The sequence below is a fragment of the Candidatus Enterococcus willemsii genome (genome assembly GCF_009933335.1).
Lineage (GTDB): Bacteria > Bacillota > Bacilli > Lactobacillales > Enterococcaceae > Enterococcus_F > Enterococcus_F willemsii.
In genome coordinates this window covers 25,968-43,599 of record NZ_MAEL01000038.1, presented here as the reverse complement: position 1 = coordinate 43,599, position 17,632 = coordinate 25,968, and the positions used below count along the sequence as shown (strand labels likewise).

The 17,632-nt window shown below is 38.1% G+C and carries 19 protein-coding genes; 16 read left to right on the top strand and 3 right to left on the bottom strand.

Features of this window, described 5'->3' with window-relative positions; translation table 11 throughout:
• Positions 1–112: 112 nt before the first annotated feature.
• Positions 113–1,360 (top strand): glycoside hydrolase family 73 protein, encoded by a 1,248-nt coding sequence (locus BAU17_RS07040; protein ID WP_231475060.1) that lies wholly within the window; start codon positions 113–115, stop codon positions 1,358–1,360.
• A gap of 50 nt (positions 1,361–1,410) precedes the next feature.
• On the opposite strand, the gene clpP is transcribed toward BAU17_RS07040, so the two are convergent.
• Entirely contained in the window at positions 1,411–1,992 is a 582-nt protein-coding gene (gene clpP, locus BAU17_RS07035) for an ATP-dependent Clp endopeptidase proteolytic subunit ClpP (RefSeq protein WP_161902104.1), read from the bottom strand.
• A 175-nt stretch (positions 1,993–2,167) separates the two neighbouring features.
• Here clpP and BAU17_RS07030 point away from each other — a divergent pair, with 175 nt between their 5' ends.
• From BAU17_RS07030 to glnA, 7 genes are all read left to right on the top strand, one after another.
• A complete protein-coding gene (locus BAU17_RS07030; protein ID WP_161902103.1) occupies positions 2,168–2,686 on the top strand; it encodes a hypothetical protein in 519 nt (172 codons plus the stop codon).
• Between the two features lie 170 nt (positions 2,687–2,856).
• The gene (locus BAU17_RS07025) at positions 2,857–3,582 is read left to right on the top strand and encodes a glycerophosphodiester phosphodiesterase (protein WP_161902102.1); all 726 of its coding nucleotides are present in this window, start codon (positions 2,857–2,859) and stop codon (positions 3,580–3,582) included.
• 12 nt (positions 3,583–3,594) lie between these two features.
• Positions 3,595–4,512: a tRNA (adenosine(37)-N6)-dimethylallyltransferase MiaA gene (gene miaA, locus BAU17_RS07020; RefSeq protein WP_161902101.1), complete on the top strand. Its 918-nt coding sequence runs from the start codon at positions 3,595–3,597 to the stop codon at positions 4,510–4,512.
• Positions 4,509–5,747, top strand: coding sequence for a GTPase HflX (gene hflX / locus BAU17_RS07015; protein ID WP_161902100.1), 1,239 nt, complete (start codon positions 4,509–4,511; stop codon positions 5,745–5,747). Before miaA ends, hflX begins: the two co-directional genes overlap by 4 nt.
• 84 nt (positions 5,748–5,831) lie before the next feature.
• Positions 5,832–6,152, top strand: coding sequence for a hypothetical protein (locus tag BAU17_RS07010; protein WP_161902099.1), 321 nt, complete (start codon positions 5,832–5,834; stop codon positions 6,150–6,152).
• 198 nt (positions 6,153–6,350) lie between these two features.
• Entirely contained in the window at positions 6,351–6,731 is a 381-nt protein-coding gene (locus BAU17_RS07005; RefSeq protein ID WP_161902098.1) for a MerR family transcriptional regulator, read from the top strand.
• 44 nt (positions 6,732–6,775) lie between these two features.
• Positions 6,776–8,116, top strand: coding sequence for a type I glutamate--ammonia ligase (glnA, locus tag BAU17_RS07000; RefSeq protein WP_161902097.1), 1,341 nt, complete (start codon positions 6,776–6,778; stop codon positions 8,114–8,116).
• Between the two features lie 40 nt (positions 8,117–8,156).
• Here the strand turns inward: glnA and BAU17_RS06995 are convergent, their stop codons facing one another.
• Entirely contained in the window at positions 8,157–8,525 is a 369-nt protein-coding gene (locus tag BAU17_RS06995; RefSeq protein ID WP_161902096.1) for a TIGR02328 family protein, read from the bottom strand.
• A 162-nt stretch (positions 8,526–8,687) separates the two neighbouring features.
• Between BAU17_RS06995 and BAU17_RS06990 the strand changes: the two genes are divergently transcribed.
• The 6 genes from BAU17_RS06990 to BAU17_RS06965 all read left to right on the top strand — a co-directional run bounded on the left by BAU17_RS06990 (position 8,688) and on the right by BAU17_RS06965 (position 14,446).
• Positions 8,688–9,479, top strand: a complete 792-nt coding sequence (locus BAU17_RS06990) for a hydroxymethylpyrimidine/phosphomethylpyrimidine kinase (protein WP_161902095.1) — start codon at positions 8,688–8,690, stop codon at positions 9,477–9,479.
• A complete protein-coding gene (locus BAU17_RS06985; RefSeq protein WP_161902094.1) occupies positions 9,472–9,954 on the top strand; it encodes an ECF transporter S component in 483 nt (160 codons plus the stop codon). The genes BAU17_RS06990 and BAU17_RS06985 overlap by 8 nt, the downstream gene beginning before the upstream one ends.
• Positions 9,955–9,957: 3 nt before the next feature.
• Entirely contained in the window at positions 9,958–10,503 is a 546-nt protein-coding gene (locus BAU17_RS06980) for a TIGR01440 family protein (protein ID WP_161902093.1), read from the top strand.
• A 206-nt stretch (positions 10,504–10,709) separates the two neighbouring features.
• Positions 10,710–12,308, top strand: coding sequence for a CTP synthase (locus BAU17_RS06975; protein ID WP_161902092.1), 1,599 nt, complete (start codon positions 10,710–10,712; stop codon positions 12,306–12,308).
• A 224-nt stretch (positions 12,309–12,532) separates the two neighbouring features.
• On the top strand, positions 12,533–13,402 hold the full coding sequence (locus tag BAU17_RS06970) for a class II fructose-bisphosphate aldolase (protein WP_161902091.1): 870 nt from the start codon (positions 12,533–12,535) through the stop codon (positions 13,400–13,402).
• Between the two features lie 171 nt (positions 13,403–13,573).
• The gene (locus BAU17_RS06965) at positions 13,574–14,446 is read left to right on the top strand and encodes a VOC family protein (protein ID WP_161902090.1); all 873 of its coding nucleotides are present in this window, start codon (positions 13,574–13,576) and stop codon (positions 14,444–14,446) included.
• 16 nt (positions 14,447–14,462) lie between these two features.
• On the opposite strand, the gene BAU17_RS06960 is transcribed toward BAU17_RS06965, so the two are convergent.
• Positions 14,463–14,831 carry a hypothetical protein gene (locus tag BAU17_RS06960; RefSeq protein WP_161902089.1) on the bottom strand — a complete coding sequence of 123 codons (369 nt, stop codon included), beginning with the start codon at positions 14,829–14,831 and terminating at the stop codon, positions 14,463–14,465.
• A gap of 162 nt (positions 14,832–14,993) precedes the next feature.
• Between BAU17_RS06960 and BAU17_RS06955 the strand changes: the two genes are divergently transcribed.
• Entirely contained in the window at positions 14,994–16,253 is a 1,260-nt protein-coding gene (locus BAU17_RS06955; RefSeq protein ID WP_161902088.1) for a UDP-N-acetylglucosamine 1-carboxyvinyltransferase, read from the top strand.
• A gap of 3 nt (positions 16,254–16,256) precedes the next feature.
• On the top strand, positions 16,257–17,552 hold the full coding sequence (rho, locus tag BAU17_RS06950) for a transcription termination factor Rho (RefSeq protein ID WP_161902087.1): 1,296 nt from the start codon (positions 16,257–16,259) through the stop codon (positions 17,550–17,552).
• Positions 17,553–17,632: the final 80 nt, after the last annotated feature.

The window sequence follows — 17,632 nt, the reverse complement described above, 5'->3', positions numbered from 1 at the left end:
AGGCGACGTACGTTTTATCTGACAAAATTGGCAGAAAGACAAAAGCAGGTTTTCTTTCTATCAATTTTCGTGTAAAGTAAACTAAGACATTAGCAGAGGAAGGACGAATGTAGTGAAGCAACGATTTGTGAAAGCCAGTTTAGTTATCGGATTGAGTAGTCTATTTTGGGGAACACCCCATTATATCCAAGCAGCTGAGCAAGCTGAATATGTCAGTATTACTGATCAATCCTTTAAAATTTATAAAGATATCGGTCAAACAGAAGATACAGCGACCACCATTACGGTCAATCAGACGTTTCGTGTAGAGGATATTCACGAGAAAGGGATTGTCACGTATCTTGGGATTCACGATGTTGATGGCTTAGTCGGTTATATTGATGCATCGGATACAACTCAAGCAGTTGGTCCAGAAGGGACGGAAAAAATCATTCGTCAATACGTAAAAATTGATGAAAGCCGAGAACGATATAAGGATTTTGATTGGTCCATTCTAGGCGATACAGAAGAATTTATTGGCCAAACGTTCCGTGCAAAAGCTATTTACCATCATTTTAATGGCGATGCTTATTTATCTTTGTATGATAATCAAGATGAATGGATTGGTTATGTCGAGGAAAGTGCTACCAGTGATAGTAATCGACAAGCATATTTACAACTAGAAGAAGCTGAAACGACTTCCTCTGAACCTGAAAAAAAAGTTACTCAAGCTACACAGCCGACAATTGCTACGAACCGAGGGACAATGACGGAGAATCAATCGTCAACAGATACCAATAAACACTTTATTCAAGGAACTAGTGATACAACCCGTTCGCGTGTTTCTGAGAAGAAGGCAGTTCGTCAGGTTGCTGCCACACAACAATCAGGGAAGAAAACTTGGACAAATCATTCAACTTTTATTGAAGCCATTGCACCAGAAGCCCAAGCGTTAGCAGCAGAATATGGACTGTATCCATCTGTAATGATTGCCCAAGCAACTTTAGAATCAGGCTTTGGTGAAAGTTTATTAGCCAAAGAAGCCAATAATTTATTTGGTATTAAGTATACAAGCGGAGATGCAGGGCGCTTTGAGCCATATAATATTCCTTCTGATGAAGTGATTAATGGTGTACGAATGACGTTACCAGCAACCTTTAGAAAATACGAAACACTTTCTGATTCGCTATTAGACAATGCCAAGTTATTAGCCAATGGGTTAAGTGGTAATTCAACCTTCTACCAAGGTGCATGGCGTAAAAATGCCAAAACTTACCAAGAAGCAACCCGCTCATTAACTGGAAAGTATGCAACCGATCCTGAATATGATATAAAATTAAATCGGGTGATTGAAACTTGGAATTTAACCCAGTATGATTAAGAAAAAAGATGGATTTTGCAAATCAAGCAAAAATCCATCTTTTTTTATTCTTATCTATTAGTCATTACTTCATCAATTAAACCATATGCTTTTGCTTCTTCAGCAGACATAAAGTTATCACGATCAGTATCTTTCTCAATAACTTCGATTGGTTGACCAGTACGTTCTGCTAAAATTTTATTTAAGCGTTCACGTGTTTTTAAGATATGACGTGCAGCAATTTCAATTTCAGTTGCTTGTCCTTGTGCACCACCTAATGGTTGGTGAATCATGATTTCGGCATTTGGTAAAGCAAAACGTTTGCCTTTTGTACCAGCCGTTAATAAGAAACTACCCATTGAAGCAGCCATTCCCATTACGATTGTTTGAACATCTGCTTTAACAAAGTTCATAGTGTCGTAAATTGCTAGTCCGGCAGTTACGCTACCACCAGGAGAATTAATGTACAAGTAAATATCTTTTTCTGAGTCTTGAGCATCCAAGAATAGTAATTGTGAAATAATTGAGTTGGCAAGGTCATCTGTTACTTGACCACTCAACATAATAATACGATCTTTTAATAAGCGAGAATAAATATCATACGCTCTTTCTCCACGAGATGATTGTTCAATAACTGTTGGAATTAAATTCATCTAAGGATCCTCCTTTAATTTTGCGAGTTGATAAAGTGTCTATATGCATGTAGCATAACTTTTATCTACTTGACATTATACATACAAGGTCAATAAAGGTCAAATGAGAAATCTTACGTCAAATAATCAATAATATGGTAGAATGGAAAAAGAAAGATAGAAGGGAGATTGGAACATGCAGGGATTTTTTCTTGGTATTCTCGGTGTCATTGTTGGAGCAGTGATTACGATAATTGCCTTTGAATTACGGATACGTTATGACCGCCAAAAAGAAGAGAAACACAGACAATTAGAACACAAAGTAAAAGAGATTGAAATCCTCGTTTTATTAAATAAAAAAATTATTGAGATTTTAGAAAAACGAATCATTATGATGGACAAATATGTCAGCTTTGATGCGTTTGACGACTGTTATATTACGGTCGATGATTATGTGTATTTGCAATCATTTGCAGCGCAAAATAGTTTTTATTTACCGAATCATTTTTTAGAAGAATTCTTCAAAAAAATTGCGACGCGTAAAGTCGTTCTCTCTCCAGAAGAAGTAGTTGCTATCGGCGGCTATACATTTAAAGGCGGTCGTGTGATTATGGAGCAATTTTCTGACCAATTAACAGAGATGGTTTATGAACGGAAAGTACAAATTCAAAAGATGACAGATACCCCTTTAAGTTATTTTTCTAAAACACTGTAAGTTGTACGTGAGATACATGAAGCATTCAACCGAATTGTAGCTAGATGCTATGATTCGGTTTTTTTAGAACCTAGAGTTGTACATCTCGAAGCATTTGTCTTAGCGCTTATTCTTTCTTTGGCAATGAGGAATATCCGTGATACAATATCTCTGATTGGAGTGAGACAATAATGCAAATTTTTGCTCATCGCGGAAGCAGCGGTACACGTCCAGAAAATACGTTGCCAGCTTTTGCAGAAGCGGTACGGATCGGTGTTGACGGCATTGAATTGGATGTACAATTAACAAAAGATCAACAACTAATTGTGATGCACGATGAAGAAGTCAACCGAACAACAGATGGAAAAGGCGCGATTGTCAATAAGACATTAGCTGAAATCAAAAAGCTTAATGCCGGCAGTTGGTTTAGTGAGGATTATTCGTCGACTAAAGTACCAACCTTAAAAGAAGTCCTTGATTTGTTAGCAATGCGAAATTTTCGTGGTATTCTAGCTATTGAATTAAAAACTGATAAAGAAGAGTATCCAGGAATTGAGGAAAAGGTTTCTGACTTAATGACTAGTCAAAAATGGCCTTTCACTTACTGGTACAGTAGTTTTAATATGTCTTCCTTGGAACGCATGTATGCACTCGAACCCGAAGCGCATATTGATTTTATTATGGGAAAATCTGAAAAAAAACCACCGATGGCGATGGAACGTGGATTTATTAAAGGCATCCATCCTAATAAAGAATGGGTGTGGAAGCATGAAGCGGAGATAGCTGATTTTCCATTAGCAGTGCGACCATGGACGATTAATACCGAAGACGAGATGCGTCAGTGTTTAGCATGTGGTGTGACCGGCATCTTTACTGATTTTCCAGAACTGGCTGCATCAATTAAGAGAAATAAGTAATCGAGGGATGAAATGAAAAAAGTGTTAGTAATTGTTGGCCCAACAGCTGTCGGGAAAACAGCTTTAAGTATTGAACTAGCCAAAAAATATCAAGGTGAAATTATTAGTGGCGATTCGATGCAAGTATATCGTGGCTTAGATGTTGGTACGGCAAAAGTCACCGAAGAAGAAAAAGCAGGCATCCCGCATTATTTAATTGATGTGCGCGACAAAACTGAAAGTTATTCTGTTTCTGAATTTCAAAAAGAAGCCCGCTTTTGGATTGATGATATTCATCGACGTGGCAAATTACCGATTGTCGTTGGAGGTACGGGTTTATATATCCAAGCCTTACTGTATGATTTTCAACTAGGTGGAAAGCAAGAAGAAGATGCTAAGGTACGTGAAAAATATCAGCAATACGCCGATTTGCACGGCAATCAAGCACTGTGGCAATTGTTACAGGAAAAAGATCCGATTGCAGCAGAGAAAATCCATTTTAATAACCAACGAAAAGTTATACGTGCGTTGGAAGTCTTTGAATTAACAGGTGAGAGCATTGCAGCACCACAAGAAGAGCCACAAAAGTTGTATGATTATTTTATGATTGGCTTGACGACCGAACGCGAAGTATTATATGACCGTATCAATCAACGGGTGGATTTGATGATGGCTAATGGGTTATTACAAGAAGCTGCAACTTTAAAAGGGCTTGATACGCAAGCTGCGCTAGGTATTGGCTATAAAGAGTTTACCCCTTACTTTGAAACAAACAGTTCTTTAGAAGAAGTTGCTGATGAGATTAAGCTGCACTCTCGACGCTACGCAAAACGCCAACTTACTTGGTTTCGTAATCGTTTTTCACCGTATTGGTTGAATCTTGTACAAGAACCTGAGACACTGACACAACTAGAGACCACCATTCAAGCGTGGTTGGAGGAAAATAAATGAAAAAAGAACGGGTTATTTTGGTCGGTGTAGAAACCGAAGCAAATTACAAAATATTTGAAGAAACAATGATTGAACTAAAAAGTTTGACGAAAACAGCCAATGGCGAAGTCGTCTTTTCTCTAACACAACGTCGTCCACAAGTCGATCGTCAAACCGTTGTTGGAAAAGGCAAACTAGCTGAATTAGAGCAATTGGCTGACGCACATGAAGCTGATTTAATTATTTTTAACCATGAATTAACACCCAGACAAAGTCAGCTGATTGGTGATGCGGCAGGCATTCCAGTGATTGACCGCGTGCAATTAATCTTGGATATTTTTGCGATGCGTGCGCGTTCAAGAGAAGGCAAATTACAAGTCGAATTAGCACAATTGGATTATTTATTGCCACGTTTAATTGGCCAAGGGAAAAATATGTCACGGCTAGGTGGAGGAATCGGTACAAGAGGACCAGGAGAAACCAAACTAGAGACGGACCGCCGCCACATTCGCAATAAAATGATTATCATCAAGCGTGAACTAAAAGAAGTTGCAGCGCATCGTGAACGTACACGCCAAAAACGAAAAGACAACCAAACCTTTCAAATTGGGTTAATCGGCTACACAAATGCAGGAAAATCCACTATTTTGAATGTCTTAACGAGCGCTGAAACCTATGAACAAGATCAATTATTTGCGACCTTGGATCCTTTAACTAAAAAATGGCGGATGCCAGATGGATTTGAAGTTACTCTGACAGATACAGTTGGTTTTATTCAAGATTTACCTACTCAGTTGATTGACGCTTTCCACTCCACTTTAGAAGAAAGTCAAGGGATGGATTTACTTTTGCATGTAGTAGATGCGAGTGCTGAAAACCGCCAACAACAAGAAGAAACCGTCCTAAAATTAATGGAACAACTTGATTTAGACAATGTGCCTCTCTTAACGGTTTACAATAAAGCAGATAAATTAGATGTCGAACAGTTTGTGCCTACTCTGTTTCCAAATGTACTCATTTCAGCCAAAAGCTTAAAAGGCAAGGCTGAATTAACACAAGCGATTAAGCAAGTCATTATGGAACATTTTCTTCCTTATACCTTAGAGTTAGCACAATCAGAAGGCGCGTTGATGAATCGCTTAAAACGCGAAACACTCGTACTTTCACAAGAGTATCAAGAGGATGCACAAACCTATCTAATAAAAGGGTTTGCGCCAGAAAATTCGTATGCTATCCGTAAAATGGAAGAAAGTTAAAACCACTCCTATCATTAGAAGTGGTTTTTTTTACGTCACGCGAATAACAAATATGGTACAATTATTGTTAAAGGAGGAATGTCCATGAAGAAAAAATGGCAACGGCTATTAAGTGTATTGGTTCCAGCAATCTTAGCAATAGGGGTTAGTCTATGGTTTCACTGGCCATATTTCATTACTACGGCTGGTATTTATGTCGTCTTACTTATTTTTATGATTCCATCGGATAGTTTATTTTCAAGCACAATGGATTATCAGGCCAAAAGTTTAAACCCGACTTTTCGACCGAAACGTTTACCATTCAAGGTGATGCATAATGACGAATGGCTTGATTTTTTGGTTGTTGTTGCGGCGTTAATCGTCTGTTTATTGTCAATGTATGTGGCAACATTTTTTGTTTCATAAAAATTGGTACATATCAAATGGAGGGGAATTGTCTTTTTTAGTTAGAGATGATTTTTCTTTCTTTTTACCCAAAAATCCGAATATTTTTATTTTTCATGTAATATTATCTGACATAAGTGCTTGACAGTCCCTAAAAACATTGCTATATTACTCGTAGATTGATTGCTTTGTCATTTTACAGAAGAGAGGAGAGACACTATGCGAGAAAAAGAACTACGACGCTCAATGTCCGTGTTTCCAATTGGTACAGTAATGAAACTGACTGATTTAAGTGCACGGCAAATACGTTACTATGAAGAACAAGAACTAATCCATCCTGAACGCAGTGAAGGAAATCGTCGAATGTATTCATTGAACGATATTGACGTTTTGCTAGAAATAAAAGATTATCTCTCTGATGGCTTAAATATGGCAGGCATCAAGCGAGTATATGAAATGAAAAAAGCAGAAGAACAAACGGTCAAAGAGAAAAAACCGCTTACCGATAAAGATGTTCGTCGAATCTTTTATGATGAAATTTTATCGCAAGGCGGACTCAATCAACAGCACCCTTATCAACCTAAGGGACCGCGCTTATAAGCATCAAAGAGAATTGATATGAAAATAAAAGGATGGGATTAACTATGCCAGTAGTGGATTACACTGCAGAACAAATTAAGCAGATTGCACAAGAGGAAAATGTTCGTTTCTTACGTTTAATGTTTACCGATATTATGGGAACAATTAAAAACGTTGAAGTACCTATCAGCCAATTAGATAAAGTATTGGATAATAAAATGATGTTTGACGGTTCTTCAATTGAAGGATTTGTACGAATTGAAGAAAGTGATATGAATTTATACCCAGATTTATCAACTTGGATGATTTTTCCTTGGGAAAACGATCATGGTAAAGTCGCTCGTTTAATTTGTGACGTGTATAATCCTGATGGTACGCCATTTGCTGGTGATCCTCGTGGAAACTTAAAACGTGCAATCAAGAGCATGCATGATTTAGGTTTTACGTCATTTAATTTAGGACCTGAACCTGAGTTTTTCTTATTTAAATTAGATGAGAATGGTGAAATTACGACGGACTTAAATGATCGTGGTGGTTATTTTGATTTTGCCCCAACTGATTTAGGTGAAAACTGTCGTCGTGATATTGTTTTAGAATTAGAACGCATGGGCTTTGAAGTAGAAGCTTCTCATCACGAAACAGCACCTGGACAACATGAAATTGACTTTAAATATGCGGAAGTTGTCGAGGCGTGTGATAATATTCAAACATTCAAATTAGTCGTAAAATCGATTGCTCGCAAACATGGGTTGCATGCGACATTTATGCCAAAACCATTAGTAGGAATTGCTGGATCAGGGATGCACTGTAATATGTCTTTATTTAAAGGTGAAGAAAATGTGTTCTTTGATCCAAACGGAGACATGCAGTTAAGTGAAACAGCCTATCAATTTTTAGCTGGTTTAATTGAACATGCCCGTGCATTTACTGCTGTTTGTAATCCAACAGTCAATTCATATAAACGATTAATTCCCGGTTATGAAGCACCTGTTTATGTTGCTTGGTCTGGGCACAATCGTTCTCCATTAATTCGTGTACCAGAATCTCGTGGTTTATCGACTCGTTTAGAATTGCGTTCAGTGGATCCATCAGCGAACCCTTATTTAGCGATGGCTGTCTTATTAGAAGCCGGCTTGGACGGTGTTCGTCGTGAATTGACACCACCACCAGCAGTTGACCGTAATATCTATGTAATGACGGAAGAAGAACGTTTAGCTGCACATATTTATGACTTACCATCAACTTTGCATAATGCAATTAAACAGTTGCGTAAAGACGAAACAATTAGTGGCGCTCTGGGTGAGCATATTTATGGCAATTTTGTGGAAGCGAAACGCATGGAATGGGCGGCTTATCGACAAAGCGTCTCTGAATGGGAATTAGAGCAATATTTAGAACTGTATTAGAAAAAAGCGTTGCATGTTGGTAGTCAGCATGCAACGCTTTTTATTCAGAAATAAAAATACCTTTTTGTTCTAAATTAGCTAAACAAATAGCGAGATACTCATTGTTGTGTTCTGGATAAATGGGTGTTGTTAAGGCGATAGCAGGTAAAATAATGTAACTTGGGCATTTATTTCCTCGATATAATGGATCTTCCCAAAGTGAATTAGGGGTATAACCTCGTCTTTTCATTTCTTGCATAATCAGTTCGTGGTATTGGAATAGTTTGTAAGGAGAATGATTAAACACATAATCAACGGTTGCATGCTTTTTCCCCCAACCATTTCCTCGTAACGCACAGCATTCTCGGTGTTGTCCTAATAATTGCTGGCGAGGGAGTTGTGGAATTAATTGTTGGTGCCATAAACGCATGAGAAAACCTCCTGAACTCAATTTTCTTTATTATAACGATGCAGGAAACTTTCAGCAAAGAAAATCATATAGTGGTTAAAATTGGATGGGTAAAAAACTAGCCAATTGGTCGTTTTCTTTTTGTAAAAACCAACGTAAGATAAATGCAGAGGAGTGAGAAGCATGACAAAAATAATTTTGACGATAGGTGGTTCCGATCCGTTTTCTGGTGGTGGGATTCAAACGGATTTAAAAACTTTTGAAAATCATCAATTATTTGGACTATCAGTCTTAACTTGTGTCGTAACTAGTGAAGTATCCTTTGAAATTCATCGTATTGAGCCTGAGTTACTAACAAAGCAATTACATACGTTAGCCAATGTGGAACTAGCAGCAATCAAAATCGGTTTGATTCATCAAATAGAAAATATTGCAATTATCAAAGATTTTTTGCTACAACATCCGAATGTGCCTGTCGTATTGGATCCAGTATTTGCATTTAAGGAAACGACAACGACCTACGAGAAAGATTATGTAGATGTCTTGCGTAACGAATTGTTTCCAATTGTCACTGTGATTACACCGAATTTGTCAGAGGCAGAGATTTTAGTTCAACGTGCGATTACAACCATTGAAGAATTACAACAAGCTGCAAGGGAACTATCTACAGAGACAGCTGTTTGTCTAAAAGGTGGTGCACATTTAGCTGGTGAACATGCGGTGGAGGTGTTAGCTGTAAATGGCAAAGCGCAAGTATTTCAAGAAATGAAATTAGCCCTAGAAACGGTTAATGGCGCAGGTTGTTCTTTTGCTTCAAGTATTGCAGCGAATTTAGCACTAGGGGAATCATTGCCGACATCGGTTGCCGCAGCTAAAGCATTTGTCTATGAAAGTATTCAACAGGGCGTTCTTGTGAAAGAAAATTTTGGTAGCGTTTGGCACCAAGGAGAGAAAGTGAGGAGAAGTCATGGTTAGAAATATTTCTTTGTTTGGTGTGATGACCGCGTTAGTCGTAGCGATTTCGATGATGTTTATTATTCCTGTCCCAGCAACAAATGGTTTTATTACTTTATGTGATGCCGGCATTTATTTAGCAGCGCTTCTTTTTGGTCCTGTGGGTGGTTTATCCGTCGGGGCTCTTAGTGGCGGCATGATCGATTTATTGTCAGGTTATCCGCAATGGATTTTCTTTTCAGTCGTAATTCATGGTTTACAAGGATGGGTTGCTGGTATCGGGTATCAAAAAGGTAGAAATAGTCACTTAATTGGGCTGTTATTAGGTAGTATTATTATGGTTGTCGGCTATGCCTTAGCAACGACATTATTATATGGAATTCCTGCCGGTTTGGCATCGATTCCGACAAACAGCATTCAAGCGGGATTTGGTAGCGTAGTAGCTTATTTTGTTGCCCCAATGTTAAAAACACGCGTCATTTGGAAAAGAGGTTAGAAGATGTTATCAGAAGAAAAAATTAGACAAGATGTGTCTACGGTAGTGCAAGAAATACTCACACAAGGAAAATTGAAAAAAGGGGATATTTTTGTTTTAGGATGCTCAACGAGTGAAGTAATGGGCGGGCAGATTGGTAAAAATTCGAGCCAAGAAGTCGGCGAATGGATTGTTGCAACATTAAAACAATTATTAGATGAAAAAGGGATTTTTCTAGCTGTACAAGGCTGCGAACATTTAAACCGTGCATTAGTTGTTGAAGCAGGATTTGCAGAAGCCAAGGATTTGGAAATTGTCGCGGTTCGACCGCAATTACATGCAGGAGGCGCTTGCTCGGTTGCTGCATTTAAATTATTTGACTCACCAGTAGAAGTAGAACACATTGTCGCAAAGGCAGGTGTTGACATCGGTGATACGGCAATCGGGATGCATGTAAAGCATGTCCAAGTGCCGTTTCGCCCAAGTATCAAAGAAATTGGCGCAGCACACGTGACCGCTTTAACGAGCCGTCCTAAATATATTGGTGGTCCCCGAGCAGCATATGATTAACTGTTTCTGAAAATTTTCACGAAAAAAGTATATGAATTGACTTTTGTACCCAAACCGAATAGAATACTGTTTGGGCACTCTTTCAAAGAGTCAACAATTAGACCGTTACGCTCCCTGTTCAATGGCGATGTCATTGAGTAGGGAGCTTTTTTCGTTTTTCTAATCGTTGGACCTTCAAATACGTACAGAAGAAGGAGTTTTTATTAATGACAAAATATATTTTTGTAACAGGTGGTGTGGTTTCTTCCATTGGAAAAGGGATTGTCGCCGCATCATTAGGACGTTTATTAAAAAATCGTGGTTTGAATGTGACCATTCAAAAATTTGATCCCTATATTAACCTTGATCCAGGAACCATGAGTCCTTACCAACATGGCGAAGTATTCGTAACCGATGATGGTGCAGAGACTGATTTGGACTTAGGCCACTATGAACGTTTCATTGATATTAACTTAAATCAATATTCAAATGTTACGACTGGAAAAATTTATTCAGAAGTTTTACGCAAAGAGCGCAAAGGAGAATACTTAGGAGCAACTGTCCAAGTCATTCCCCATATCACCAATGAAATCAAAGATAAAATTATGCGTGCAGCAACAACGACGAATGCAGATATTATTATCACGGAAGTCGGTGGAACAGTCGGTGACATTGAATCCTTGCCATTTTTAGAGGCGCTTCGTCAAATGAAAGCTGATGTGGGTTCAGATAATGTGTTGTATATCCACACAACCTTGATTCCTTATTTAAAAGCTGCTGGTGAAATGAAAACCAAACCTACACAACACAGCGTAAAAGAATTACGCAGCTTGGGTATTCAACCAAATCTGTTAGTTGTCCGTACCGAACAACCGGTATCTCAAGGAACCAAAGACAAGTTAGCACAATTTTGTGATGTCTCACCAGAAGCGGTGATTGAATCCTTGGATGTCGATACCTTATATTCGATTCCTTTAAATTTACAAAAACAAAACATGGATCAAATCGTCTGTGATCATTTAAAAATTGATGCACCAGAAGCAGATATGACGGAATGGAAAGCGCTAGAAGAAAAAGTCTTAAACTTGAAGAAAACTGTTAAAATTGCTTTAGTTGGAAAATATGTCGAATTACCAGACGCATACCTTTCCGTCGTTGAAGCATTGAAACATGCTGGTTTTACTGACGATGCCGATATTGAGATTGACTGGGTTCAATCGGCGGATCTAACTGCTGAAAATGTAGCCGCGCGTTTACAAGATGCCGATGGAATTATTGTTCCTGGTGGCTTTGGTGATCGTGGTGTTGAAGGAAAAATTGAAGCAATTCGTTATGCTAGAGAAAATGATGTGCCGTTCTTAGGAATTTGTCTAGGGATGCAAATGGCTTGTGTCGAATTTGCACGCAATGTGATTGGTTTAGAAGGTGCTCACTCTGCAGAAACCGTACCAACAACACCTTACAATATTATTGATTTAATGGCCGACCAAGAAAATATCGAAAACTTAGGTGGCACACTACGTTTAGGTTTGTATCCTTGCCAATTAACACCAGGCACAAAAACAGCTGCTGCTTATGGGAATGTAGAAGTTGTTGAAGAACGCCATCGTCATCGTTACGAATTTAATAATAAATTCCGCCAACAGTTTGAAGAAAATGGGTTTGTCTTTTCTGGGATGTCACCAGACAATCGCTTAGCAGAAATTGTTGAGATTCCAGAAAATAAATTTTTTGTAGCTTGTCAGTTCCATCCAGAACTAGTGTCACGCCCAAATCGTCCACAACCTTTGTTCCAAGCATTTATTGATGCTTCTATCGATAAATGATAAGAATTTTCTATTGTTATTTTAAAAGATAAAATTTGTATGAATAATCACATTCTTTCAGAAAATTTTCTTCTATTCTTTGTTTTAAAATAAAGGAAAAGATGGAAATTCACTAGAATTGCATAGTTTTAGTAGAAAAATCTATCAATATTTGCTAAAATAATAGCGTTGGTTAAGTTAAGTCTTAACAAATACAGTTTTTTAAAACTTAGGAGGAAACTATTATGCCATTAGTATCAGGTACTGAAATCTTTAAGGCAGCTCGTAAAGGCGGATATGCTGTAGGTGCATATAACACAAATAACTTAGAATGGACTCAAGCAATTCTTGAGGCTGCTCAAGCAAAAAATGCACCAGTATTAATCCAAACTTCAATGGGTGCTGCAAAATACATGGGCGGTTACAAATTAGTTGTAAACATGGTGAAAGATTTAATCGAATCAATGAACATCACTGTACCAGTTGTATTACACTTAGACCATGGTGAATATAAAGATGCATTAGAATGTATCGAAGCTGGTTACACTTCAGTAATGTTTGACGGTTCTCACTTACCATTTGATGAAAACTTAAAATTAGCAAAAGACGTAGTTGAAAAAGCTCATGCTAAAGGTGTTTCTGTAGAATGTGAAGTTGGTTCAATCGGTGGAGAAGAAGACGGAATCATCGGTACTGGTGAATTAGCAGATATCGACGAATGTGTACAAATGGTTAACACTGGTATTGATTTCTTAGCATGTGGTATTGGTAACATCCACGGTGCTTACCCAGAAAACTGGACTGGTTTAGCTTTTGATCACTTACAAGCTATCGCTGATGCTGTAGGACAAGATGTACCATTAGTATTACACGGTGGATCAGGTATCCCTCAAGAACAAATCGAAAAAGCAATCTCAATGGGTGTTTCTAAAATTAACGTAAACACTGAATTCCAATTATCATTTGCTAAAGCAACTCGTGAATATATCGAAGCTGGCAAAGATTTAGAAGGAAAAGGTTTTGACCCTCGTAAATTATTAGCACCAGGTAAAGCTGCAATTGTGAAAGATGCAATTGAACACATCGAATGGTTCGGTTCAGCTGATAAAGCTTAATTAGATATTTAACCCTTAGAAATGAAAATTTCTAAGGGTTTTTTATATAAAAAATAAATCAGTAAATGATTACACAAAAAAGTTTTATATTTTAGCCCATACATAGAGCAAATAACTTCACTTACTAAACATAAGTAGTGTATGATACAGAAAACGAAAGAGGCGAATCGTATGAAGACAATTCATCCAGCTTTTCAATTATCTGAACAGACACATCCTGGATTGGTCGCGCTCAAAGTGGCGAATCTTGAACATATGACAAAATTTTACCAAGAAGTAATTGGTTTAACGCTGCGAGAAACTTCTGAGCGACAAAGTATGTTAGGAACAGAAGAGACGACGTTGTTGATTTTGACTAAAGTCGCAAACCCGCTACCCGTAACACCTAAAACAGGTTTATATCATGTGGCTTTTTTATTGCCAACTCGCCGGGATTTAGGTAATGCACTGTATCATTATTTAACCGTGAACGCACCAATTGCTGGCGCTAGTGATCATGGCTATAGCGAAGCGCTGTATTTAACTGACCCAGAAGGCAATGGGATTGAAGTTTATCGTGATAAACCAAAGAGCGAATGGGATATTCGTGAAGATGGTGAGATTGTAGGCATTACGATTGAAATGGATGCTGATGGTGTTCTTGCTGCAGCTGATAGACAGCACGCAACTTTTCCGAAAGGCACAACAGTCGGTCATGTCCATTTGAAAGTAGCAGATTTAGATAAAACGGAACAATTTTATACAAATAGTTTAGGTTTAACCTTAAAATCCGATTTTGGGAAGCAAGCAAAGTTTTTTGCAACAGGCACCTATCATCACCATATTGGTTCAAATATTTGGATGGGACACAATATTCCAGCCATGTCAGCAGACGATTTGGGATTAGATTATTATACGTTTGTCACAAATCAAGAAGAATTAAGCAAATTGGAAGCACATTGGCAAAATCATCAAGTGGATTATGTAAAAGAAGATAATCAACTAATTACTATGGATCCAAATGGCATCAAAATCAAATTTCAATTAGCAAAACACGTGCAGTAATGCTACACGTGTTTTTTTACGCCAAAATTTCAAAGGAAGCATAAGGTGGTTTTGCGTCAGCTTCGGGAAATATCTCGATATAATCTGAGTGAATGACTATTTTGTCATTGGCTAAAAAAGGAGCAACAGTCGGCGTTGTGATAGGATGAACAGCATATTGAAAAAGGCGTTGTTTGTTAATAATGACTAGTATATATTCCAACGTCAAAGAGACACCAATTTCAGACAAACTATCCTTTAAGCTGGGCATTTCTAAGACTTGTGAATGTGTAAATTTCAAGCGTATCAACTCATGTTGTAGACGTCGAAGCGCTGCAGGAGTATCAATAAATAGGTTGCAATAAATGTCGCCATTTTTTTCTGCATAGAAACGTTTTGTCTGCATAATAGAGTCCTCTCTTCTCATCATTTATTAATGATTATCGGTTGTTGCTATTTATTTTACAAGAGGGATAGGAAATTTACTTAACTTTTTTATTCGTGCAAGATATGGTAAAATGTTCAATGATGTGTATTTAAATTTGAAAAAATAATAGGTGAAAAATATATGAAAAAAATAGTCATTAATGGCAATCGCCCATTATCTGGTGAAATTACTATCAGCGGGGCAAAAAATAGTGCAGTGGCATTAATTCCAGCAGCGATTTTAGCAGATTCTCCAGTAATTTTAGAAGGTGTACCAGATATTCAAGACGTCCATTCGTTAATTGAAATTCTTGAAATTATGGGGGTTAAAACAAAGTTTGAAAATAATGAATTAGAAATTGATCCAACAGAAATTGTTTCTATTCCAATGCCAAGCGGCAAAATTAATAGCTTGCGTGCGTCTTATTACTTCATGGGAGCCTTATTAGGTAAATTTGGTGAAGGTGTGGTTGGTTTACCTGGTGGTTGTCACTTAGGCCCACGTCCCATTAATTTACATGTAAAAGGTTTTGAAGCGTTAGGCGCAACGGTAACCAATGAACATGGGGCGATGTATTTGCGTACCCCAGAAGATGGTTTAAAAGGAGAGCGTATTTTCCTAGATATGGTTTCCATCGGTGCGACGATTAACGTGATGTTAGCTGCTGTCAAAGCAGAAGGACGCACGATTATTGAAAATGCAGCCAGAGAACCAGAAATTATCGATGTTGCTACTTTATTAAATAATATGGGTGCTAAGATTCGTGGCGCAGGTACGAATGAAATTCGGATTGAAGGGGTCAAAGAATTGCATGGCTGTCGTCATTCAATTATCCCAGACCGAATTGAAGCAGGAACTTATTTATCTTTAGCTGCTGCAGTTGGTGAGGGAATCACTGTCAAAAATGTTATTTACGAACATCTAGATAGCTTCATTTCTAAATTAGAAGAAATTGGTGTTGCGATGGATATTTCGGAAGATAGTATTTATGTGCATCCTGCAAAAAATTTAAAAGCAACAGCAGTCAAAACATATCCTTATCCAGGTTTTGCTACAGACTTGCAGCAACCAATTACGCCACTTTTGTTGAAGGCTAATGGTACCTCTGAAGTGACAGATACGATTTATTCTCAACGTGTGAATCATATTCCAGAACTTGTTCGGATGGGCGCATCAGCTTCGATTGAGGGCAATATGATGATTTTAGAAGGACCTAGTGAATTACGAGGAGCAGAAGTCGTAGCCTCTGATTTACGTGCCGGCGCTTGTCTAGTAATCGCTGGTTTGATGGCAAAAGGAACAACAACTATCGGAAAAGTCGAATATATTTTACGTGGCTACGACCATATTATTGAAAAGTTAACCGCCTTAGGTGCAGACATTAAGATGGTAGAGGAGTAATTTATGGCTGACTATTTAACAATGGCAGAGCTGGATCATAAAACGTTAAAAGAAATTTATACGTATGCCAAATCATTTAAAATTCCTTACTATAGTCAAATGAATAAAAAAGAATTATCGCTAGCGGTCATTCGTGCCCAAGCAGAAAAACAAGGCTTTTTCTACATGGAAGGCATTTTAGATATTGTTGGGCAAGATGGGTATGGCTTCTTACGCCCAATTAACTATGGGCCAAGTGCGGAAGATATTTATATTTCAAGTTCACAAATCCGCCGTTTTGGCTTACGAAATGGAGATAGTGTGGCAGGGAAAGCACGCCCACCTAAAGAGTCTGAACGTTACTATGGTTTAATGCATGTGGAAAGTGTCAACGGTAAAGATCCTGAAGATGCCAAGGAGCGTCCGCATTTTCCAGCGTTAACACCGCTTTATCCAGAAAAACAAATCAAGCTAGAAACGACCAAGAATCGTCTATCTACGCGCATGATTGATTTATTTTCGCCCGTTGGATTTGGGCAACGAGGATTGATTGTTGCGCCACCCAAAGCCGGAAAAACGAGTGTGTTGAAAGAAATTGCCAACGGAATTACTGAAAATCACCCAGACGTTGAGTTAATTGTTTTATTAATTGATGAACGTCCTGAAGAAGTAACGGATTTAGAACGTAGCGTCAAAGGCGATGTGGTGTCATCCACCTTCGACTTGCAACCAAGTAATCATACCCGCGTTGCTGAATTAGTCTTGGAACGAGCGATGCGTTTAGTCGAAGACAAGCGTGATGTTGTCATTTTAATGGATAGTATTACCCGTCTAGCTCGTGCATATAACTTAGTTGTGCCACCAAGCGGTCGTACATTAAGCGGTGGGATTGACCCAGCTGCTTTGTATAAACCCAAAAAATTCTTTGGTGCTGCACGTAACATTGAAGAAGGCGGCAGTTTAACGATTTTAGCCACAGCTTTAGTCGATACTGGCAGCCGCATGGATGACGTCATCTATGAAGAATTTAAAGGAACTGGCAATATGGAGTTGCAATTGTCACGCCAATTAGCGGAACGTCGTGTCTTCCCAGCAATCGACTTGAAACGTTCAAGCACGCGCAAAGAAGATTTATTAATGACACCTGAACAATTAGAAGAAACATGGCGCTTGCGCAACCATATGACTGGTGATTCTTTAGAATATACCGATCAATTCGTGCAAATATTGAAGAAAACCAAAAACAACGAGGAATTTCTAAAGGTTTTTCATGATGTAACATTCAATGAAAAAAGACCGAAAAGAAATGTAAAAAGATAATTGCATATCATATTGAATCATGTTAATATGGTACTGTTGTAAAAAAATCAACTCTGACTCAGCAAATGGTTCAGGGCAAA